Below are 19,649 nucleotides of genomic sequence, written 5' to 3' on the forward strand. Positions count from 1 at the left end.
GACTGACGCCATGGGTACTTTCACGTTCCGCCTGCCCGATATCGGTGAGGGCATTGCCGAGGCCGAAATCGTTGCCTGGCATGTGCAAGTCGGCGACCGGATCGAGGAAGACGCGCGCGTTGCCGACATGATGACCGACAAAGCTACGGTCGAGATGGAAAGCCCGGTCTCGGGCACGGTGATCGCGGTGGCGGGCGCGGTGGGCGATGTCGTGGCAATCGGTTCGCCGCTGGTGGTGATCGAGACGGAAGGCGAGGGGGAAGTCGCGGCTGGTCTTGAGGCTGCGCCTGGTCCTTCGACAAGCTCAGGACGAGCGGGAGAGGGGGAACAAACTAACAGGAGTGACAATCCCGTTGCTCCGGCGCCAGCCACTGGACACTTGCAATCTGAGGCCAGCGCGCAAGCCCTTCTCGCGCTGCCAACTAACCCCGCCCGTTCTGAGCCTGTCGAAGGACCAGACGCAACTCCTGCAAAGCTGCCCCCCGCCAAAGTGCTTGCCAGCCCCGCTGTGCGGCAGCGCGCGGCGGCGCTCGGCATCGATCTGGCCGATGTGCGTCCTTCCGAAGAGGGCCGCATCCGGCATGCCGACCTTGACCAGTTCCTCGCGTACAACACATCGGCGGGATACAGCAGGGCAGGGCAAACCCGCCCCGATCAGGCAGTCCGGGTCATCGGGCTGCGCCGCAGGATTGCCGAGAACATGGCGGCTGCCAAGCGCCACATTCCGCATTTCACGTATGTCGAGGAATGTGATGTGACCGCGCTGGAGGCGATGCGCGCCGATCTCAATGCGCATCGCGGTTCTAAGCCCAAGCTGACCATGCTGCCGCTGCTGATCGCGGCCATCTGCCGAACATTGCCGCAATTTCCGATGCTTAATGCGCGCTATGACGATGAGGCCGGGGTGGTGACGCGGCACGGCGCGGTGCATCTGGGGATGGCGACGCAAACCCCGGCCGGGCTGATGGTGCCGGTGATCCGCAACGCGCAAGACCGCAACATGTGGCAGATCGCCGCCGAGATCGCTCGGCTGGCAGAGGCCGCGCGCGGCGGGACGGCCAAATCTGAGGAGCTTTCGGGTTCGACCCTCACCATTACATCGCTCGGCGCGCTGGGCGGAATTGCGACGACGCCGGTCATCAACCGGCCCGAAGTGGCGATCATTGGCCCCAACCGGATTGTCGAGCGCCCCATGTTCGTGCCCGATGGGCTGGGCGGCGAACGGATCGAGAAGCGCAAGCTGATGAACCTGTCGATCAGTTGCGATCACCGGGTGGTCGATGGCTGGGATGTGGCCAGCTTTGTGGCGGCGTTCAAGGTATTGATCGAGACGCCTGTCCTGATCCTGAGCGACTGATCGGGGCTTAGCGCACGATCCCGCGATAGATCATCTGGCCTTCGCCCTGCGCGGCGATCTCGCCAGGGATGCGCCAGCGCAAGTGGGTGACATCTTCGGGCACTGCATGGCGCAGCTGGCCATCGCGGTCACGGACGGTGAGCGTTTCGAGATCGCCCCAGGTGCGGCCGCCATCGACCGAGACTTCTTCATCGCCCACGGCGCTGCGCTGAAACGAAACCGCGCGCGGCATCGGGTTGGTGACTGTAAATTCGCGCGTCCGCGCCGATTTCCAGTTTACCACGAAGATCACGCGGTCGCCGGGTTGCAGGCGCTCGGCGCGTTCCAGCGTGCGCGCGGTGCGTCCGCCCGGCGCGGGCTGAAAGCGTTCGATGAAAACATCGCTGGCAAATTGCACCGGGTTTGCCGCTGTTGCCGTATACGGCACGATCGCGCTGGCGCTGATCAGGCCCAGCCCGATCTGATATCTCGATGGCATGCTCATGCGAATTGTGCCCCGTGGCGTTCCCTTACGCCGAAGCACCATTTCGCACAGACGTGGATAAAGTCTGGTTAACGCAGCCGAATGCGCGCGCGATGAAGCCGATGCGGGCGATTCAGCGCGAAGCACCTGCCGGGGTAAAAAAACTTGGGTTCGCGTTGTTGACAGGGGCAGGGCGGTGCCATAGTGGCGCTGCTCCCAAGCGAGTTGCGGGTGTAGCTCAGTTGGTTAGAGTGCCGGCCTGTCACGCCGGAGGTCGCGGGTTCAAGTCCCGTCACTCGCGCCATTCGCTTGGGAATTTATCCCCTGGCCCAGCGGGCCATAGGTAGGCAACAGAGGCGCCGGGGTCAGCCCCAGCGCCCGGTCTCCATCCAGATCAGGAACCGCCTGAGCGGCAGCAGCCAGACGGTGCCAAGGACGATGTATACCAGCGTTTGCACGAGCACTGGCAGCGAGCCGATGGGCGCTGCTAAACCGGCCACGATCAGGCAATAGCCGCTCAGCATCAGGATCAGCGCGATAATCCCCGCCGGCTTGCGCCAAGTGGGCCGGTAGCTTTCGGGATCGTCCATCAGTGTCCTACTTCAAAAGGGCCATAGAGCCGCGTCGGCGTTACCACGGCCGTGAGCGCCTGATCATGCGCCTCGTCGGGCAAGCTGTCCACTTTCTGGCAATCCCACGCCATGCCTACCGCCGCAGTGCCGCGGTGATCAGCCAGCCAGCGATCATAATGCCCGCCGCCCTGGCCAAGCCGGGCACCCTCTGCGGAAAAGCCTACGAGCGGGAGAAGGAGGAATGTCGGCACCGCAACTCCGGCATCGGCCAGCGGTTGGAGGATGCCGAACGGGCCGGGCTCCAGCAATTCCTCGATGTGGGGCGAACGCCACAGGCGAAACTCCATCGGCGCGCCGCGCGCGGCGAACCAGGGCAAGGCGATGCCATGCCCCGCATCGTGGAAAAAGCGCGCATAGGCACCCGCCGGCGCTTCGTCCAGACCCGCATGGTAAAGCCCGATGATGGCATCCGAAGGCACCAGCGCGAGGAGCGGAGAAGGCGGGCGCAGGAAGGTGAGCGCGCGGATGCGCGGATCGAGCGCGGCAACATGGGCGCGCCGCGCCGCGCGCAATTCCTTGCGGAGTGCAGATTTGATCAGCGCGGGATCGACGGCTTGCACGCTGCTCGCTCCATGTTGGCCTATGAGGAAGGAAGGAAGGGGGAAGGAGGAGGGTGACGGGCCCACCATGGGTCGTTTCCGGGAGAATCCTCTGACGCGCTCACGTCAGGTGGGGACCATATACTAAGGCCAGGGCCTGAGCAGGGACAGCCCCCAAGGATTTGCTTATAGCCTCAGGGATTTCATGCGGCACGTGCCGGGCAGTTCCCGTCACCTTGCTATCTAGGCCACCCGCATTCATTTCTCAAGAGCCAGGCATTTCTCAAGAGCTGGGCTCCTCAAGATGAGCGGCAAGCTTTTCAACCCTTGCGGCCAGCGCCTCTATCCGCGCGGCGACTTCGGCGGCGGTTCGGCCCGCGTCCTCGTCGATTACTGCGGGAGTTTCGGGCGGCGGCGGGGGTGCATTGCGATGGGCATCGTGCAGTTCGTCGGCCAGCAGCAGCGCTGCGAACAACAACATGCGGCTCTCGCTTTGGCCCGGCCCGGCGCTGACCCGCCCGGCGCGCTCATCGATCATCCGTCCGAGCATGGCGATATGGCCTTCTTCGCCGTTCGTGGCAGCCACGGTGAACACCCGGCCGCCGATGGTCAGGTTGACGTTGCTCATGAAATTCGGCCCGTCGCTGGAGTTGGGTTCATGGCCACAGTGTTCATTGCGGCAAATTGGCGAGCAGCAGGTCGAGTTGGCGCAGCTCGCTGGCCACTTTATCCTTGAGCTTGCGGTGGCGCGTGGTGAGTTCGCCGATTGCGGCCGGTGCGGTTTCGCTCACGCGGCGCGCGACGACTTCAAGCCTGTCGACTGCCCGCTCGATCCGTTCCAGAGCCTGCTCAACCCCGCCGTCAGCGCTATCCAAAGCATCGTTTGCCATGGGCCATTTTGCTAGCACAACTGCGTCTGCCTGCAACCTGCCGGATACGCACATTCCCCAGTCTTGTGCAGCAGACTTGCGTAAGTGTCTTGTTGAGGCATGGGACCGCTTGTTTCCCGCACGCTTGACGGTGCGCGGTGCTGCTCCCAAAGAAGCGGCGCTTCGAATCGATACTGATCGCGCAGGCGCGCGGCTCCGAAGGGCAGTTTTTTGGATATGTTGCGCGACCAGTCTTCCCTTCGCCCGATGGCCAATGCGATCCGCGCGCTGGCCATGGATGCTGTCGAAGCCGCCAACTCGGGCCATCCCGGCATGCCCATGGGCATGGCAGATGTAGCAACAGTGCTGTGGTCGTCGTTCCTGAAGTATGATCCGGCCGATCCGGCCTGGCCCGACCGCGACCGGTTTGTGCTGTCGGCCGGGCATGGTTCGATGCTGATTTATGCGCTGCTCTACCTTAGCGGCTACGCCTCGCCCACCATCACCGACATCGCCAAGTTCCGCCAAATTGACAGTGTCTGCGCCGGGCACCCGGAAAACCACCTGATCGCGGGCGTAGAATGCGCCACCGGGCCGCTGGGGCAGGGGCTGGCGATGGCAGTGGGCATGGCGATTGCCGAGCGCCGCCTGAACGCGGCCTTTGGCGATGAATTGGTTGATCATCGCACCTGGGTGATCGCAGGCGATGGCTGCCTCATGGAGGGCATCAACCACGAAGCCATCGGCCTTGCCGGGCATCTTGGCCTAGGCCACCTCAACGTGCTTTGGGACGACAACCGCATCACCATCGACGGCGATGTGAGCCTGTCTTCCAGCGAAGACATTCCGGCGCGCTACCTTTCGGCCGGTTGGCATGTGACCGCTTGCGACGGCCATGATTTCGGCGACATTGCCCGCGCGCTGGCCGAAGCCGCTGCTGATCCGCGCCCTTCGCTGGTTGCCTGCCGCACGATCATCGGCAAAGGCGCGCCGAACAAGCAAGGCGGGCACAATGTCCACGGCGCAGCGCTGGGTGCTGCCGAAATCGCCGCTGCGCGCGAGTATCTGGGCTGGGATGCGGCGCCTTTCGAAATTCCAGAGGCCATCCTCGCCGATTGGCGCAGCGCAGGCGCGCAGGGGACAGCGGCGCATGCGGCATGGCAGCATCGCTACGCCGCCGCTGAACCAGCTTTGCGCAGCGCATTGGCCGGTTGCCTCGACGATAGCTTGAGCCAGCAGGTTTCTGCCGAGGCCTATATCGGCGCGCTGATCGCCAAACCTGCCAAGATCGCTACACGCAAGGCATCGGAGAATGCGCTTGAGGCCTTGCAGCATGCATGGATGATCGGCGGATCGGCGGATCTTACGGGTTCGAACAATACGCGCATCAAATCGGCCACCGCCTTTGCCAAGGGCAGCTACGACGGCAACTACATCAATTATGGCATCCGCGAATTTGGCATGGCGGCAGCCATGAACGGCATCGCGCTGCATGGCGGGCTGGTGCCGTTCGGCGGCACCTTCCTGGTTTTTTCGGACTATGCCCGCAATGCCATCCGCATGTCTGCGCTCCAGCATGCCCGCGTGATTTATGTGATGACGCATGACAGCATCGGGCTTGGCGAAGATGGCCCGACGCATCAGCCGGTCGAACATGTGATGAGCCTGCGCATGATCCCGGGCCTGCAAGTGTTCCGCCCCGCCGATACGGTGGAAACGGCCGAAGCATGGGAACTGGCGATCAAGGCGCAAGGCACCCCCTCGCTGCTAGTGCTTTCGCGCCAGAACCTGCCGCAGATGCGCACCGAGGCGGGCGACAATCTGACCGCGCGGGGCGGCTACCGAGTTCGGGCTGCCAAAGCAGCGCGCAAGGTCGTGTTGCTGGCCACCGGTTCCGAAGTGGCGCTGGCCGACGATATTGCCGCCGCGCTCGAAGCGCAAGGGATCGGCGCGGACGTTGTATCCTTGCCGTGCTGGGAACTGTTCGATGCGCAAGACAGTTCTTATCGTGCCGACTTGTTGCCCGCAGACGTTCTCAAGGTTTCGATCGAAGCAGGGGTGACGCTGGGCTGGCAAAAGTATGTCGGTGATGGTCTGACCATCGGGATAGATAGCTTTGGCGCATCGGCCCCGGCCGACGTCTTATTCGACCACTTTGGCCTGACCGAGGCCAAGATCACACCGCAAATTCTTGAGCGGCTCGCGTAATTCAGCAGGAGATAAATGCAATGGCAACCAAAGTTGCAATCAACGGTTTCGGGCGCATCGGCCGGAATGTGGCGCGTGCGATCATCGAGCGTCTTGATTGCGGGCTCGAACTCGTGTCGATCAATGATCTGGGCGATGCCAAGGCCAATGCGCTATTGTTCAAGCGTGACAGCGTGCACGGCGCGTTTGCTGGCACCGTCGAAGTCGACGGCAAGGATCTGATCATCAACGGCAAGCGCATCCATGTGACTGCCGAGCGCGATCCAGCCAATCTGCCGCATGCCGCCAACGCGATCGATATCGCTTTGGAATGCACTGGTTTTTTTGCTGACCGCGCAGGCGGGCAAAAGCATCTGGATGCCGGCGCCAAGCGGGTGCTGATCTCGGCTCCGGCCAAGGGCGCGGACGTGACGATCGTTTACGGCGTGAACCACGACACGTTGACCGCCGCGCATACGATTGTTTCTAACGCATCGTGCACCACCAACTGCCTCGCGCCGGTCGCCAAAGTGCTCAACGATGCCATCGGCATCGAGCGCGGACTGATGACCACGATCCATAGCTATACCAACGACCAGAAGATCCTTGATCAGTATCACTCGGACGCGCGCCGTTCGCGCGCCGCCGCGATGAGCATGATCCCGACTACCACGGGCGCGGCGCGGGCAGTGGGCGAAGTGCTGCCCGAGCTCAAAGGCAAGCTCGATGGTTCGGCGATCCGCGTGCCGACGCCGAATGTCTCTGTGATCGACCTCACGTTCCAGCCAAAGCGCGACACGACCATCGAGGAAGTGAACGCATTGCTCAAGGCCGCTGCCGATGGCCCGATGAAGGGCGTGTTGGCCTATACGACCGAGCCGCTGGTATCGATCGATTTCAACCACGATCCGGCATCATCGACCGTCGACAGCCTCGAGACCGCCGTGATCGACGGCAAACTGGTACGCGTGTTGTCGTGGTATGATAACGAATGGGGCTTTTCCAATCGCATGGTCGATACCGCAGCAGTGATGGCGGGACTGATCTAACACTCATGACCCATCCGGCGCATCTGGCCGGGATCGCCCGGCACGCGCAGCCGCGCGGCCCGATCGAGGTAATCGAGCGGGTCGCAGTCAGTGTTGATGACGGGGTGGCAGGCAATGGCCGCGGCAAAGTGCTCCCGGGCAAGCCGGGCCGCCGCCAAATCAGCCTGATCGAGCAGGAAAGCTGGGACGCGGCGCTGGCGGAGCTTGGCCTTGCGCTGCCGTGGCATGTCCGCCGGGCGAACCTGCTGGTGTCAGGCGTGCGGCTACCGCGCGAGGAAGGCCGGATAATTGCCATCGGCGAGAGCCTGCGGTTGATGGTAACTTGCGAATGCGATCCATGCAGCCGCATGGACGAGATAGCTCCCGGTCTGCGCGCCGCCTTGCTCCCCGATTGGCGCGGCGGCGTGCTGGCGCGGGTGATGGCCGGGGGCGAGATTGCGCTTGGCGATGCGATAAGGATCGAAGCATGACCCAGTTCAAGACGCTTGACGACCTTCACAAGGTAGATGGGGGCAATGTGCACGGCAAGGTCGTGCTGGTCCGGGTCGATCTTAATTTGCCGATGCAGGACGGCGCAGTGACCGATGATACACGCGTGCGCGCCGCCGCGCCGACGGTGCTGGAACTGGCCGATGCCGGGGCCAAAGTGCTGCTGCTGGCGCATTTCGGAAGGCCCAAGGGCGAGCGCAGTTCGACCCAGTCGTTGAGCATGGTGGTAAGCACGGTGGAGAGCGTGCTTGGCCGCGAGGTGATGTTCTGCCCTGAAATCTATGGGCCGGTGGTGGCGCAAGTGGTCGGCATCCTGCCGCCGGGCGGCATTGCATTGCTCGAGAACACGCGCTTCTGGAAGGGCGAGGAAGCCAATGATCCAGAGCTCGCGGCGGCGATTGCGGCCAACGCCGATTTCTATGTCAACGATGCGTTCTCAGCGGCGCACCGCGCGCATGCCACCACCGAGGGTTTGGCCCATGTGCTGCCATCGTTCGCAGGGCGTTCGATGGAGGCTGAACTGGTCGCGCTGGGCAAAGCGCTAGATCATCCAGAGCGGCCTGTGGCGGCGGTTGTGGGCGGGGCCAAGGTCTCTTCGAAGCTCGACGTGCTGCGGCACCTGGTCGACAAGGTCGATCACCTGATCATCGGCGGAGGCATGGCCAACACGTTTCTGGCGGCGCGCGGCGTGGCGGTGGGCAAATCGCTGTGCGAGCACGATCTGACTGCGACGGCCGACGAGATCATGGTAAATGCTGAGAAATCGGGCTGCACTGTTCATCTTCCCTACGATGTGGCGGTTTCGAAAGAATTTGCGGCCAATCCCGCTTCGTTCCGTGTCTGCAACGTGCACGAAGTGGAAGCGGACGAGATGATCCTCGATGTCGGGCCTGCGGCGGTCGAGGCGCTGGCCGATGTGCTCAAGACCTGCCGCACGCTGGTGTGGAATGGGCCGATGGGCGCCTTCGAGATGGAGCCGTTCGACACCGCCACCGTCGCGCTCGCGCGCACGGCGGCGGCCCTGACCAAGGAAGGCTCGCTGATCTCTGTCGCGGGCGGCGGCGATACCGTGGCAGCGCTGAATCTCGCCGGGGTCGCGGGCGATTTCACTTACGTTTCCACCGCAGGCGGGGCTTTCCTCGAATGGATGGAAGGGCGCGTCTTGCCCGGGGTTGCCGCGCTGGAAGCCTGATACGGGCACAATTCCGGACAGGGCACCGCCATTCCATGTTGCAGTGCAACGCATGGCTGACTAAAGGCCGCGTTGCATTCGAATGCACGCGCCGGGGGAACTTACATGCAACACACTGAAATGACCGCCAAGATTGCCGCCGGAAACGGTTTCATTGCTGCGCTCGACCAAAGCGGCGGTTCGACGCCCAAGGCACTCAAGGGCTATGGCATCGAAGAGGGCACGTGGTCTTCTGAAGAGGACATGTATGCGTTGATCCACGACATGCGCTGCCGGATCATTCGCTCGCCTGCGTTCAGCGGCGAGAAAGTGCTCGGCGCGATCCTGTTCGAGCGCACGATGGACGGGCATCTCGATGAAAAGCCGGTCCCACACGCGCTCATCGAGCTTGGCGTGGTGCCGTTCATCAAGATCGACAAGGGGCTTGAGGAAGAGGGATTTGGCGGCTTTGGCGGCGTGCAGCTGATGAAGCCGATGCCTGAGCTGGATGCGCTGCTCACCAAGTCGAAGGCGCTGGGCGTGTTTGGCACCAAGGAACGCTCGGTGATCAATTCGGCGAACCGTGAGGGCATTGCCGCCATCGTGGCGCAGCAGTTCGAAATCGGCCGCCAAGTGCTCGCGCATGGCATGATGCCGATCATCGAGCCTGAAGTGAACATCAAGAGCGCCACGCGCGCCGAATGTGATGCCATTCTGCTCGACGAGCTGCTGAAGGCGCTGGATGCCATGCCCGATGGGGAGCAAGTGATGCTCAAGCTGTCGCTGCCAGCTGTGCCGGGCACGTTCGCGCCGCTGACTTCGCATCCCAAAGTGCTGCGCGTTGTCGCGCTGTCGGGCGGATACAGCCGCGCCGACGCTTGCGCCGAGTTGGCGCGCAACCACGGCATCATCGCCAGCTTCAGCCGCGCGCTGCTCGAAGATTTGCGCGCGCACATGACTGAAGCCGAATTCGATGCCTCGCTGGGCGGCGCGATTGACGAGATCCATGGTGGCTCGACGGTGAAGCTCGGCTGATGATTGCGAGGGCAGGAGCGGCGCGCTAGAAGCGCGGCGATGAACGTTCCTGCCTGCCAGATTTACCTGATTTCGCCGCTCGATGTCGGTGGTGCGTTTCCCGATCGGCTGGCCCGCGCGCTCGACGCAGCGCCGGTGGCGGCCTTTCAGCTTCGTATCAAGAACTTTGATGATCATGCTGCGGCCAAGCTGGCCGAGCCGCTGCAGCGCATCTGCGCCGACCGCGATGTCGCTTTCATCGTGAACGATTCCATCGGGCTGGCGCGAAGATTGGGCGCGGATGGGGTGCATCTCGGGCAGGGCGATGGCGATCTGGCCGATGCTCGCGCGAAGCTGGGACGCGAGGCGCAGATCGGCGTTACCTGCCACGATAGCCGCCATCTGGCGATGGAAGCAGGCGAGGGCGGGGCAGATTATGTCGCGTTCGGCGCATTTTTTCCGAGCAGCACGAAGGATACCCAGCATCGGGCTGAGCCGGAACTGCTGCAATGGTGGTCATCACTGTTCGAATTGCCGTGCGTCGCGATCGGCGGTGTTACGCCTGAAAACTGCGCCGGACTGGTGCGCGCCGGTGCCGATTTTCTGGCAGTTAGCCATGCTGTGTGGGGCGGCGACGAGGCGGCCGCGGTGCGCGCGCTAGATAGCGCTATCGCTAAGGCGCTGGCAGAGCGCGCGAATTAGCGCGTGATGATCACATCCGGGAGCTGGCCGGGCCGCCGCCTGCCGCGCCGCCTCTGACACAGCGAAGTGCAAGCGGCTTGCCGTCCCCGCCAAGCCGTTGCGACTCGGTCTCGCTGGAAAGGTGGTAGCGCCGCCCGGCAAACGGGCCTGAGGTCATGGTAAAGTTGCTGCCAAGCCGCAGATAGGTTCCGCGCCGTGCATCGGCGATGCGGTAGCTTGAGTCGGGCACGATTTCAAAGTCCTCGGCAGGCTGTCGGACCGGTGGGCTCGCCGCGTCTCCGGGCAGTTCGCAAGTCCATCGCCCTGTGCTCAGGATGCTCATCGAACCGCCCGGCGCTGCCCGCGATGCAGAGATCGAAAGCGGCGCAAGCAGCGCAAAGAGGAACAACCATTTCATGGCCCAAGCGGTTAGCACGCAGCCACAGCTTGTAGCAATCGGCACTTGGCGCTAAGGCGCGCGGTCTCAAGATCACAGCAGGGCTCTTTCCATTATGAAAATCAGCGGCGTGGACATTCGTCCTGGCAATATTCTGGAATACGAAAAGGGCATCTGGAAGGTTGCCAAGACGCAGCATACCCAGCCCGGCAAGGGCGGGGCGTTCATGCAGGTCGAAATGAAAAACCTGATCGATGGCCGCAAGACCAATGTCCGTTTTCGCAGCCAGGACACCATCGAGCGCGTCCGCCTTGATACGAAGGACTTCCAGTTCCTTTATAAGGAAGGCGACGACCTGATCTTCATGGACGTGGAAACCTACGACCAGATCACGCTGCCCGCCGATCTCATTGGCGATGCGGTTGCGTTTCTGCAGGACGGTATGACCGTGCTGCTTGAAATGTATGATGAGCGTCCGATTTCGGTGCAACTGCCCGAGCAGGTCGAAGCCACGATTGTCGAAGCCGATGCGGTGGTGAAGGGGCAGACTGCCTCGTCCAGCTTCAAACCGGCGATCCTTGACAACGGCGTGCGCGTGATGGTTCCGCCCTTCATCGCCAGCGGCACGCGCATCATCGTTGATGTCTACGAGCGCAGCTATGTCGGCAAGATAGGCTGATCTGGTAATGGCTGCCATTTCCGGCCTGATGCGCATGATGGAGAAGGCTGCCCGCAAGGCCGGGCAGCGCCTCCGCCGCGATTTCGGCGAAGTTGAGCATTTGCAGGTGAGCCGCAAGGGACCTGCCGATTTCGTGTCTAAGGCCGATCAGGCCGCCGAACGCACGCTGTGGGACGAGCTGCGCGCCGCGCGTCCGGGTTGGGGCTTTCTGATGGAGGAAGGCGGCGAGATCCCGGGTGAGGAGGGCAAGCCGCGCTTCATTATCGATCCGCTCGATGGCACCAGCAACTTTTTGCACGGGATTCCGCATTTCGCGATTTCGATTGCGGTGCAGGAGCGCACGCTCGATGGCAAGGCGTGGGGTGAGATAACGGCCGGGATCGTCTATCAGCCGATCACCGACCAGAGCTATTGGGCGGAGAAGAACAGCGGCGCGTGGCTCCATGATCGGCGGCTGCGCGTCTCGGCGCGGCGCAATCTCGACGAAGCGCTGATCGCCACCGGCATTCCGTTTTCGGGGCGCGGCGACATGGGCGAGTGGACCCGGATTTATCACGATATCGGCCCGCGCGTGGCCGGCATTCGCCGCTATGGCGCGGCTTCGCTCGATCTGGCGTGGGTCGCGGCGGGGCGCTTCGATGGCTTCTGGGAGAGTTCCCTGCAGCCTTGGGACACCGCCGCCGGATGCTTGCTGGTGCGCGAGGCGGGCGGCTTTGTGACCGATTATCGCGGGCGCTCGCAGCCGATCTGTGATGAAACTGTGCTGGCAGGCAACGACGCGCTGCATTCCAAGCTGCACAAGATGGTGGCAGGCGCGATAAAGTCCGCCTGAGGTTGAGCAAGCGTGATCTTGAACTCTACAGGCCAAGCCGCTAAGCGGCTGACAGTGCCCCTGTGGTGGAATGGTAGACGCGACCGACTCAAAATCGGTTGTCGAGAGACGTGCCAGTTCAAGTCTGGCCAGGGGCACCATCGTTCCGAATGTTCCTGCTCGAGCCGCACGCGGCTCTGGACTATTCCGGCTCTGGCATGTGAACGGGGGTTCTCTTGGCAGCATTGGCTTGTGACGATCATCCGCTAGTGCGGGCGGCGCTCGCGCTGGTACTGGAAGATATCGTGGGATTGCCCGTGCTCACCGCACCCGATTTTGCCGGGGCATGGGCACATGCCGAAGCATGCGATGCGATCAGCCTGATTGTGGCCGATCTGCATATGCCCGGAATTGGTCCGATCGAAGGGCTGAGCGGCCTGCGCCAACGCGCGCCGAACGCCAAGATCGTGGTGCTGACAGGGTCTGACAGCGATGAAGATCTGATGGCGGCGCTGGCGCTGGGGATCGACGGATTCGTGCCCAAATCGGTTGAACCGGGCGTGGTTGAGGCGGCCCTCCGGCTTGTGATGGCAGGAGGGCGGTATTTGCCAGCCCGTCTAGCCGAACTGGCGTCTCAGGCGACTTGCGCTGCGCCTATCGCCCCAAGCGCTCCAGACCACGCCGCGTTGCCACCTGCCGAGACCACGCTTGGCCGCCTCAGCAGCCGCCAGCGCGATGTGCTCGACCAGATGGTGCGCGGCCGATCCAACAAGGAGATTGCGCGGTTGCTCGGCCTCTCGCCCGCGACCGTCAAGACGCACATTGCGCACATCATCGCGGTGGTGGGCGCGAGCAACCGCACCGAAGCCGCCATTCTCGCCCGCGAGCAAGGCCTCGTGTGACCGCGATCTCAGCGCGGCGGTACGGTGATGCGCTGAGGCGGCAGTAAGGTTTGCACTGGCAAGGACCGCGCGGGCAGGGTGAAGGTCACGCTCTGAACAAAGGGCGCGGCAAACAAGCCCGCGCCATTGATCGCAGGTGCGATCTGCAGCGTAAAGCGTGAACCGGTGCAGCCAGCGGCTTCGGTTGCGGTAAGAGGCAGCCTGCCGATCGCTGCGGTTGCGGTCAGCGTTCCGCTTGCTGCAGTAAAACAGGTTAGCGGGCTCGCCCCAGTCACCGCTGCGATCCGCCATGCAACTGATTCCGGACCGCGAAAAGCGGCGAGAAAGTCGAAGCGAACGTCGAAGGCGGAGGCAATGCGGGCCCCGTTAAAAGGTACGCCCTGGATCGAGCGGATGCCGTTGTAGGGGACAGAGCGCAGCACCAGCGTCAGCGGGTTGGCATTGGTGGTCGCACTGGTGAGCGCAATCTGACGTTCGCCGACAAACGATGCCGCGGTGTCCCGGGTCAGCGCGATGATCTGCATGGAGATGGCTGGCGCTGGCAGCGGTGCGGGGCCTGTGAGGCCGCTCGTGGAACCCTGATAGCGCGGCGGCAGGAGTGTTTGACTGAAGCCGGGATAAGGAAAGCTGTTTGGCGCAAGTGGGCCGCCAACATCGCCCTGGACGTTCGTCCCGCTAACCTGGAACAGAGCCGGGCGGATCAAGCAGGCGATCTGGTCAGAGGTGCGCGATTGCGGCAGGGTAATCGTGAGAATGGTGGGCGAGGACGCAAAATTGGCATTGAATTCGGCCTTGCCGCCAAAATCGTCGATGCATTCGCCGATGCCAGCGGGGTAATCGGGTTCTGGCAACGTGGTTGGGCCGCCAGTCAGGATCGCGGCTGGATTGGGGGTGCCCGGCGTGCCGACATTTGCCCCACGCCCGGCCTTGATTGTCGCCTCGCTCCATGCCGTGCGATTGATAGCCGCGTTCACTACGCGCAGCGGGAAGCTGTCACCGCCGATCTGCAGACTTCCCGTTGCCTTGGGAATGTTTCGTTTGACATCAAGCTTGATCACGATTGAACCGATGGCCCCGCAGCTGCGGGCAAAGTTTACAGGGCCGGCAACCGTCCGCGATATGGTTGCTGTGACCCCTGTGAGGCCTGATACGGCGACGACCTTGCTCAAATCGATCAGCTGTCCATAAATCTCGATCTCGCCGACGAAACCGGCAGGAACATCAAACGGACGTCCGTCGGTCTCCCGCAATTGGGGATTCTTGGTATGCACGGCCGAGCAATCCAACGTCAGTGGGTTGGGGAACCCATGCGCTGTTTCCCATTTTGCTTGCGCAGGGGCGGCCAGTGCGGCGGTGCCAAACGCTGCGGTCAGGAACAAGGCGGTTCTGATCGACTTCAGCATAGTCAAACTCCTTTAGCAGGCGGCATTTGTCGGGTGATAGTTGCTTGAGCGAGCAGGCATCTCAGTGTCCGCCGGGGCCGAGCAGGTCGCCGAGCATCCGTGTGCTGATCGCATCGGGATCGGGCCAGGCGAGCGGGGAATCGCCGGGAGCCATGCGCGTGAAGAGGCGCATCCGGCCAAGGCGCGCGGCAGAGTCGACTCCGTTCGAGGAAGGATCGATGACTTGTGTCCACAGGTCGATCAACCGCTGGGTCGCCTCGGCGCGCGCCCAGGGCCGCCCGGGCAGCGCCGCCGGGCGCGCCGGGGTTACAAGGATCAACACCGAATCGCGGCGCGAGTTTTTGCCGCGCTCGTTGAAGAACGATCCTGCCAGCGGGATATCGCCAAGTACCGGGGTTTTGGAGAAAGTCGCATCGTCGACGCTTTCGGAAAGCCCCGAGAGCACCAGCGTTTCGCCGAAACGGATTTCAGCGGTGGCCGCAACTTTCTGGCGGAAGGTCGTTAGCGCCTCGTTGAAGTTGCCTGCGGCATCGGCGGTTAGGAACGAGCGGCCTGTCTCGATGCGCACGCGCGTGCCATCGGCAGTGATTTCGATCGGTGTAACTTTGAGCTCGATGCCTATGTCGATCTGTTCGAGCTGGCTGGTATTGATCCCGCTCACGGCAACTTTGAGCGTGCGGCCGACGAAAAACTCGCTCATCTCGCCGCGATAGGCCGTAAGGTTGGGGCGCGCGACCACCTGATAAAACTGGCCGCCGCGGTTGAACATGTTGATGTTGTAGGTGAGCTGCGGGATGCTGATCGTCTCGGTGATGACGCGTTCGCGGGTATCGGACGGAAAGTCCCCGCCGTTAATCCGCCGCGTGTCGGCGCGCGCGGTGCCGTATTGCAGGCGCAGACCATCGAGCAGGTTCATGCCGATGCGCTCGCGCGCGGTGTTTTGCGCCAGCACGATGGCGACATCGACCGAGATCTGGGACGGGGCCTCGCTTGGGGGCGGCATTTGTCCCGCCGAAAGCTGGTCGACCGGGGCGGTTTGCGTGAGCTGGCGCAGGCGGCTGTTGATCGCCGAGGCGGCGGCCGGATCGATCTTGGAGAGTTCGGCGAGGTGCTGGGCGGCGCGGACAGCGTCGCCTGCGGCGGCTTCGGCCAGCGCCGCCAGCCGCAGCGAGGCCGACTTGCCTTGGCTGGTGCCGGAAAGATCGGCGGCGCGCGCGGCGGCGGTGGCGGCGAGCACCGGATCGCCGCTGCGGTAAGCCGCCGACGCCAGCGCGAGCATGGCTTCGGCGTCATCGGGCTTTGCCACCACTGCCTGCGCGAAGCGTTTGGTTGCTTCCTCGAAGCGGCCGCGATCGAATGCGGCGCGGCCAGCCATGGCGGCGGCCCAGAAATTGCCCGGTTCGGCCTTGAGCGCCAGATCGTATCCCGCCAGCGCCAGCTCGGTCGCTTCAGGATCGGTCGCGCCGGCCTTTTGATACGATAGCGCGAGCAGGGTCTGGCTCACCGGATCACGCGGGCGACGGGCGGTCAGCTCTGAAAAGGCGGCGATGGCAGGCCTTGCTTCCCCTGCTGTAAGCGCCGCGATCCCGCGTTCGCGCAAGGTCGCCTCATCAAGCGGCGCAGCGAGCGTCGCAACGCTTTTGACAGGAGCAGAAAGCCCGCCGCCGCAGCCGCCGAGCATGGTTGCGCCGACCAAGAGGATGATGGCCCGCTCGGTCATGCGCGTGATGCTTCGGGCGGGACGCACAGATCAACTTTGCGGGCCGCATCCACCCGGTAAACCGCGCGCGGATCGGCGCAGACCGTGGGCAGAAATCCCGCCGAACGCGGCTTGCCGCTGGCATTCAATGCTGCTCCGCACACATCGCGCCCGGCCTGAACGATCAGCCGGTCGTGGCTAGGCTCGGTGCAGACCGGCGGTGGGAGCAGCAATGCGGCAATGAGAGTGTAGCTCATAAGGAAGCCTTTCGCAGGAATGCTGCTGTTGCCCGGCGTTGTGCACCCTTCGGAACAAGCTGACTTCGCCCGATTGGCTGAGCCGAATGGGCGAGCCGGTTCGGGGGTTGGCAAGCGCGGTGCGACAGTCAATGATGCAGATGTGACCACTGCTAATGACCCCGCCGAACGCGCCCGCATCCGCGCCGCAGAATCGCGGATCGAGTTCGCCGTTTCCGGCGCGTTCACGATTCTGGTCGCGGGCACGCTCGCTTACGTCCACAATCTCTTCGTTGATATTGTTCCGCTCGCCCGGCTATGGACCTGGACCGGACTGGTGCTGATCGCGATCGCGGTGTTGGTTGCGATTCCGCTTGCGGTTGTGCTGCGCAAGCCCTCTGATGCCGAGATCATGGCGGTGTGGTCACCGCTCGGCAAATTCGCCGCCATCCTGTTCGATACCGCTGTTGGGGCCAGTGTCTGGCTGCTGCTGCCCTATGCCTCGGAGCCGCTGCGCCTGCTGATGGTGGTGTTCTACGCTGCTTGCGTTTCGGGCCAGGTGATCTCCACCGCCGAATCGCTGGGAACCATCGTCTTTGCCGTCGTTTCGATTTTCGGTTCGGCTGCGTTGTTCTTTGTAATGACACCGGGCCCTTATTCAACGGGCCTGGCGCTGTTTCTCGTGGCTTTCGGCGCCTTGATGATCGGCGTAGCGGCGACCTTGAAGGTGGCCATTCGCTCGGCGATCGCAGCGCGGCTTGCAGCAGAGGCGATTTCGCTCGATCTGGCGGCCGCTCTCGATGCCGCAACCGAGGCGCGCCGTGCCAAGACCCGCTTCATTGCCGCCGCCACCCATGATTTGCGTCAGCCGTTGCAAGCAGCCGCGCTATTTTTCAATCGGATAGCTGCGCGTCAGCCTGCTGGCGGCGACGCGACGGTCGTGAATGCGCGGCTTGCCTTTGCCGAGGCTGCTGGGCTTCTCGATCAACTGCTTGAGCATTTGCGGCTCGACGGCGGGATGATCAAGCCGAACGTCGGTAAAACCTCGCTGGCGGATATCCTCCCGCGCGTTTGCGCCGAAGTGGCTGAGATCGCGGCTGTCAGCGGCTTTGCCATCAGCCGCGCATCGTGCGGAGCGGCGGTCGCGGCAGACCCGACGCTGCTTGTGCGCATCCTGCGCAATCTTTTGCACAATGCCATGCGCCATTCGCGCGGAACCCGAATTCTGGTGGGTGCGCGGCGGCGCGGAGCGAGCATCCGGATTTATGTCGTTGATAATGGCCGGGGGGTGTTGGCGGCGCAAGCTGCCACGTTGTTTGATGACATCAAGCCTATCGGCGCCGATCCGATCGGCCATAAGGGAGTGGGCCTTGGCCTGCCATCGTCACGGCGCATGGCCGAATTGATGGGGGGAAGCGTCGGGATTGATGCGGCATGGCGGCACGGCGCAGCGTTCTATTGCGAATTGCCCATGACAAAGGCGGATTGAAGCCGCGATAAGGGCGCTTGTGTTCTTATTATGTTCACGATAGGTGGCGTTTTATGGTTAAACCCAAACGCCGATTTGTCTGCCAGGCCTGCGGCGGTGTCTCGCTGCGCTGGCAGGGCCAGTGCCCAGATTGCGCCGAGTGGAGCACATTGGCCGAGGATGCGCCGGAAACGGTGTTTTCGGCAAAGCACGATCTTTCCGGCGGTGGGCGCGCTTTCACATTTGCCTCGCTCGATGCGCCGGTAACTTTGCCTGTGCGGCGGCCAACCGGGCTTGCCGAATTTGACCGCGCGCTGGGCGGCGGGCTGGTGCCCGGTTCGGCGATCCTGATGGGCGGCGATCCCGGCATCGGCAAATCCACTCTGCTGCTGCAGGCCGCCGCGAAGATCGCCATGGCGGGCGGCGATGCCATCTACATCAGCGGCGAAGAAGCGGCCGATCAGGTGCGCCTGCGCGCGGACCGCCTCGGCCTGGGCAAGGCGCCGCTGCGCCTCGCCGCAGCCACATCGGTGCGCGATATCCTGACCACGCTAGGCGGAATGAGCGCGCCTGCGCTGCTGGTCATCGATTCGATCCAGACGATGCATTCCGATCAGATCGAAGGCGCGCCGGGCACCGTTAGCCAGGTGCGCGGCTGCGCGTTCGAACTGATCCGCTATGCCAAGGAGACCGGCGCGGCGCTGGTACTGGTAGGTCATGTAACCAAGGATGGTTCTATTGCCGGTCCGCGCGTGCTGGAGCACATGGTCGATGTGGTGATGAGCTTCGAGGGCGAACGCAGCCATCAATACCGCATCCTGCGCGCGCTCAAGAACCGGTTTGGCGCGGTGGACGAGATCGGCGTGTTCGCGATGGCTGGGGCGGGGCTGGAGGAAGTGGGCAACCCATCGCTGCTGTTCCTCTCCGGCCGCTCAGAAGCGGTGGCGGGCAGCGCGGTGTTTCCAGCGCTGGAGGGCACACGGCCGGTGCTGGTGGAAATTCAGGCGCTTACGGTGCGGCTGGCAAGCGGGGCCACGCCGCGCCGCGCGGTGGTAGGCTGGGACAGCGGACGCCTCGCGATGTTGCTGGCCGTGCTGGAGGCGCGCTGCGGGCTCAGCTTTTCGAGCGCCGAGGTCTATCTCAATGTCGCAGGCGGTTATCGTCTGACCGATCCCGCTGCCGATCTGGCGGTCGCAGCAGCGCTGGTCTCGGCGCTGGCCGACCGGCCCTTGGCGCACGGCGCGGTTTGGTTTGGCGAGATTTCGCTGGCGGGCGAGGTCCGTCCCGTCGCGCATGCGGGGATTCGCATCAAGGAAGCGGCCAAGCTGGGCTTTTCGAAGGCGCATGGGCCGCAGGCCGCAAACGGCGAGGACGCCCCGGGCCTTAGCTATGCGCCGATCCGCCTGCTGCCAAATCTCGTTGACCGGGTCATGGCGGGGGCCTAACTTCGCGCGCGATGACCGGTTTTGATTATGTAGTGCTTCTGGTGATCGCGGTTTGCGCGATTGGCGGCTTTTTTCGGGGCTTTGTCGAGGAAGTGCTGTCGCTTGCGGCGTGGTGTATTGCGTTGATCGCGGTTCACACCTTGCATGAACCGCTGACC

At 63.5% G+C, this 19,649-nt stretch carries 22 protein-coding genes and 2 tRNA genes; 15 read left to right on the forward strand and 9 right to left on the reverse strand.

The genetic code is table 11. The annotated features are described in order from the left end of the window. Positions 1–10 precede the first annotated feature (10 nt). On the forward strand, positions 11–1,357 hold the full coding sequence (locus tag Q0O40_RS05480; protein ID WP_295527233.1) for a dihydrolipoamide acetyltransferase family protein: 1,347 nt from the start codon (positions 11–13) through the stop codon (positions 1,355–1,357). Between the two features lie 7 nt (positions 1,358–1,364). Here the strand turns inward: Q0O40_RS05480 and Q0O40_RS05485 are convergent, their stop codons facing one another. Next, the gene (locus tag Q0O40_RS05485) at positions 1,365–1,841 is read right to left on the reverse strand and encodes a hypothetical protein (RefSeq protein WP_295527235.1); all 477 of its coding nucleotides are present in this window, start codon (positions 1,839–1,841) and stop codon (positions 1,365–1,367) included. A 206-nt stretch (positions 1,842–2,047) separates the two neighbouring features. Here Q0O40_RS05485 and Q0O40_RS05490 point away from each other — a divergent pair. After that, positions 2,048–2,124, forward strand: a tRNA-Asp gene (locus tag Q0O40_RS05490). 61 nt (positions 2,125–2,185) lie between these two features. Here Q0O40_RS05490 and Q0O40_RS05495 read toward each other — a convergent pair. The 4 genes from Q0O40_RS05495 to Q0O40_RS05510 form a co-directional block, all read right to left on the reverse strand. Continuing rightward, positions 2,186–2,410, reverse strand: coding sequence for a DUF2842 domain-containing protein (locus tag Q0O40_RS05495; protein WP_295527237.1), 225 nt, complete (start codon positions 2,408–2,410; stop codon positions 2,186–2,188). After that, a complete protein-coding gene (locus Q0O40_RS05500) occupies positions 2,410–3,012 on the reverse strand; it encodes a 5-formyltetrahydrofolate cyclo-ligase (RefSeq protein ID WP_295527239.1) in 603 nt (200 codons plus the stop codon). Before Q0O40_RS05500 ends, Q0O40_RS05495 begins: the two co-directional genes overlap by 1 nt. Before the next feature lie 262 nt (positions 3,013–3,274). Further along, positions 3,275–3,619 carry a cell division protein ZapA gene (gene zapA / locus Q0O40_RS05505; protein ID WP_295527242.1) on the reverse strand — a complete coding sequence of 115 codons (345 nt, stop codon included), beginning with the start codon at positions 3,617–3,619 and terminating at the stop codon, positions 3,275–3,277. Positions 3,620–3,662: 43 nt separating this feature from the next. Next, positions 3,663–3,881: a hypothetical protein gene (locus tag Q0O40_RS05510; RefSeq protein WP_295527245.1), complete on the reverse strand. Its 219-nt coding sequence runs from the start codon at positions 3,879–3,881 to the stop codon at positions 3,663–3,665. Positions 3,882–4,097: 216 nt separating this feature from the next. Here Q0O40_RS05510 and tkt point away from each other — a divergent pair, with 216 nt between their 5' ends. The 6 genes from tkt to thiE all read left to right on the forward strand — a co-directional run bounded on the left by tkt (position 4,098) and on the right by thiE (position 10,472). Beyond that, positions 4,098–6,068 carry a transketolase gene (gene tkt, locus Q0O40_RS05515; protein WP_295527284.1) on the forward strand — a complete coding sequence of 657 codons (1,971 nt, stop codon included), beginning with the start codon at positions 4,098–4,100 and terminating at the stop codon, positions 6,066–6,068. A 20-nt stretch (positions 6,069–6,088) separates the two neighbouring features. Further along, the gene (gene gap, locus Q0O40_RS05520; protein ID WP_295527248.1) at positions 6,089–7,096 is read left to right on the forward strand and encodes a type I glyceraldehyde-3-phosphate dehydrogenase; all 1,008 of its coding nucleotides are present in this window, start codon (positions 6,089–6,091) and stop codon (positions 7,094–7,096) included. Between the two features lie 5 nt (positions 7,097–7,101). Beyond that, positions 7,102–7,566 (forward strand): MOSC domain-containing protein, encoded by a 465-nt coding sequence (locus Q0O40_RS05525; protein ID WP_295527251.1) that lies wholly within the window; start codon positions 7,102–7,104, stop codon positions 7,564–7,566. Beyond that, complete coding sequence (gene pgk, locus Q0O40_RS05530) at positions 7,563–8,777, forward strand: phosphoglycerate kinase (protein WP_295527254.1); 1,215 nt, start codon at positions 7,563–7,565, stop codon at positions 8,775–8,777. The genes Q0O40_RS05525 and pgk overlap by 4 nt, the downstream gene beginning before the upstream one ends. A gap of 105 nt (positions 8,778–8,882) precedes the next feature. Then, the gene (locus Q0O40_RS05535; RefSeq protein WP_295527257.1) at positions 8,883–9,791 is read left to right on the forward strand and encodes a fructose bisphosphate aldolase; all 909 of its coding nucleotides are present in this window, start codon (positions 8,883–8,885) and stop codon (positions 9,789–9,791) included. A gap of 39 nt (positions 9,792–9,830) precedes the next feature. After that, positions 9,831–10,472 carry a thiamine phosphate synthase gene (gene thiE / locus Q0O40_RS05540; RefSeq protein ID WP_295527259.1) on the forward strand — a complete coding sequence of 214 codons (642 nt, stop codon included), beginning with the start codon at positions 9,831–9,833 and terminating at the stop codon, positions 10,470–10,472. A 10-nt stretch (positions 10,473–10,482) separates the two neighbouring features. Here thiE and Q0O40_RS05545 read toward each other — a convergent pair whose 3' ends face one another. After that, the gene (locus Q0O40_RS05545) at positions 10,483–10,869 is read right to left on the reverse strand and encodes a hypothetical protein (RefSeq protein WP_295527261.1); all 387 of its coding nucleotides are present in this window, start codon (positions 10,867–10,869) and stop codon (positions 10,483–10,485) included. A gap of 94 nt (positions 10,870–10,963) precedes the next feature. Between Q0O40_RS05545 and efp the strand changes: the two genes are divergently transcribed. From efp to Q0O40_RS05565, 4 genes are all read left to right on the forward strand, one after another. Continuing rightward, positions 10,964–11,527 (forward strand): elongation factor P, encoded by a 564-nt coding sequence (gene efp / locus Q0O40_RS05550; protein ID WP_295527264.1) that lies wholly within the window; start codon positions 10,964–10,966, stop codon positions 11,525–11,527. Positions 11,528–11,534: 7 nt separating this feature from the next. After that, on the forward strand, positions 11,535–12,359 hold the full coding sequence (locus tag Q0O40_RS05555) for an inositol monophosphatase family protein (RefSeq protein WP_295527266.1): 825 nt from the start codon (positions 11,535–11,537) through the stop codon (positions 12,357–12,359). A gap of 56 nt (positions 12,360–12,415) precedes the next feature. Then, positions 12,416–12,499 (forward strand) — tRNA-Leu (locus Q0O40_RS05560). Positions 12,500–12,574: 75 nt separating this feature from the next. Then, positions 12,575–13,240 (forward strand): response regulator transcription factor, encoded by a 666-nt coding sequence (locus tag Q0O40_RS05565; protein ID WP_295527268.1) that lies wholly within the window; start codon positions 12,575–12,577, stop codon positions 13,238–13,240. Between the two features lie 8 nt (positions 13,241–13,248). Here Q0O40_RS05565 and Q0O40_RS05570 read toward each other — a convergent pair whose 3' ends face one another. The 3 genes from Q0O40_RS05570 to Q0O40_RS05580 form a co-directional block, all read right to left on the reverse strand. Further along, entirely contained in the window at positions 13,249–14,643 is a 1,395-nt protein-coding gene (locus Q0O40_RS05570) for a hypothetical protein (RefSeq protein WP_295527271.1), read from the reverse strand. Between the two features lie 61 nt (positions 14,644–14,704). Then, positions 14,705–16,363, reverse strand: coding sequence for a tetratricopeptide repeat protein (locus Q0O40_RS05575; RefSeq protein ID WP_295527274.1), 1,659 nt, complete (start codon positions 16,361–16,363; stop codon positions 14,705–14,707). Beyond that, a complete protein-coding gene (locus Q0O40_RS05580) occupies positions 16,360–16,599 on the reverse strand; it encodes a hypothetical protein (RefSeq protein WP_295527276.1) in 240 nt (79 codons plus the stop codon). The genes Q0O40_RS05575 and Q0O40_RS05580 overlap by 4 nt, the downstream gene beginning before the upstream one ends. A gap of 142 nt (positions 16,600–16,741) precedes the next feature. Here Q0O40_RS05580 and Q0O40_RS05585 point away from each other — a divergent pair, with 142 nt between their 5' ends. From Q0O40_RS05585 to Q0O40_RS05595, 3 genes are all read left to right on the forward strand, one after another. Further along, entirely contained in the window at positions 16,742–18,067 is a 1,326-nt protein-coding gene (locus Q0O40_RS05585) for a HAMP domain-containing sensor histidine kinase (protein ID WP_295527279.1), read from the forward strand. Positions 18,068–18,120: 53 nt separating this feature from the next. Beyond that, positions 18,121–19,491: a DNA repair protein RadA gene (gene radA / locus Q0O40_RS05590; protein WP_295527282.1), complete on the forward strand. Its 1,371-nt coding sequence runs from the start codon at positions 18,121–18,123 to the stop codon at positions 19,489–19,491. Between the two features lie 11 nt (positions 19,492–19,502). Then, positions 19,503–19,649: CvpA family protein (locus tag Q0O40_RS05595; protein ID WP_295527286.1), on the forward strand; the 147-nt coding region annotated here is incomplete at its 3' end.

The sequence above is a fragment of the Novosphingobium sp. Chol11 genome (assembly GCF_945870625.1).
GTDB lineage: Bacteria > Pseudomonadota > Alphaproteobacteria > Sphingomonadales > Sphingomonadaceae > Novosphingobium.

Coding starts and splice junctions, on each gene's coding strand:
- Q0O40_RS05480 (WP_295527233.1), top strand. CDS start 11: ATGGGTACTTTCACGTTCCGCCTGCCCGATATCGGTGAGGGCATTGCC.
- Q0O40_RS05485 (WP_295527235.1), bottom strand. CDS start 1,841: ATGAGCATGCCATCGAGATATCAGATCGGGCTGGGCCTGATCAGCGCC.
- Q0O40_RS05495 (WP_295527237.1), bottom strand. CDS start 2,410: ATGGACGATCCCGAAAGCTACCGGCCCACTTGGCGCAAGCCGGCGGGG.
- zapA (WP_295527242.1), bottom strand. CDS start 3,619: ATGAGCAACGTCAACCTGACCATCGGCGGCCGGGTGTTCACCGTGGCT.
- Q0O40_RS05510 (WP_295527245.1), bottom strand. CDS start 3,881: ATGGCAAACGATGCTTTGGATAGCGCTGACGGCGGGGTTGAGCAGGCT.
- tkt (WP_295527284.1), top strand. CDS start 4,098: ATGTTGCGCGACCAGTCTTCCCTTCGCCCGATGGCCAATGCGATCCGC.
- gap (WP_295527248.1), top strand. CDS start 6,089: ATGGCAACCAAAGTTGCAATCAACGGTTTCGGGCGCATCGGCCGGAAT.
- Q0O40_RS05525 (WP_295527251.1), top strand. CDS start 7,102: ATGACCCATCCGGCGCATCTGGCCGGGATCGCCCGGCACGCGCAGCCG.
- pgk (WP_295527254.1), top strand. CDS start 7,563: ATGACCCAGTTCAAGACGCTTGACGACCTTCACAAGGTAGATGGGGGC.
- Q0O40_RS05535 (WP_295527257.1), top strand. CDS start 8,883: ATGCAACACACTGAAATGACCGCCAAGATTGCCGCCGGAAACGGTTTC.
- thiE (WP_295527259.1), top strand. CDS start 9,831: ATGAACGTTCCTGCCTGCCAGATTTACCTGATTTCGCCGCTCGATGTC.
- Q0O40_RS05545 (WP_295527261.1), bottom strand. CDS start 10,869: ATGAAATGGTTGTTCCTCTTTGCGCTGCTTGCGCCGCTTTCGATCTCT.
- efp (WP_295527264.1), top strand. CDS start 10,964: ATGAAAATCAGCGGCGTGGACATTCGTCCTGGCAATATTCTGGAATAC.
- Q0O40_RS05555 (WP_295527266.1), top strand. CDS start 11,535: ATGGCTGCCATTTCCGGCCTGATGCGCATGATGGAGAAGGCTGCCCGC.
- Q0O40_RS05570 (WP_295527271.1), bottom strand. CDS start 14,643: ATGCTGAAGTCGATCAGAACCGCCTTGTTCCTGACCGCAGCGTTTGGC.
- Q0O40_RS05575 (WP_295527274.1), bottom strand. CDS start 16,363: ATGACCGAGCGGGCCATCATCCTCTTGGTCGGCGCAACCATGCTCGGC.
- Q0O40_RS05580 (WP_295527276.1), bottom strand. CDS start 16,599: ATGAGCTACACTCTCATTGCCGCATTGCTGCTCCCACCGCCGGTCTGC.
- radA (WP_295527282.1), top strand. CDS start 18,121: ATGGTTAAACCCAAACGCCGATTTGTCTGCCAGGCCTGCGGCGGTGTC.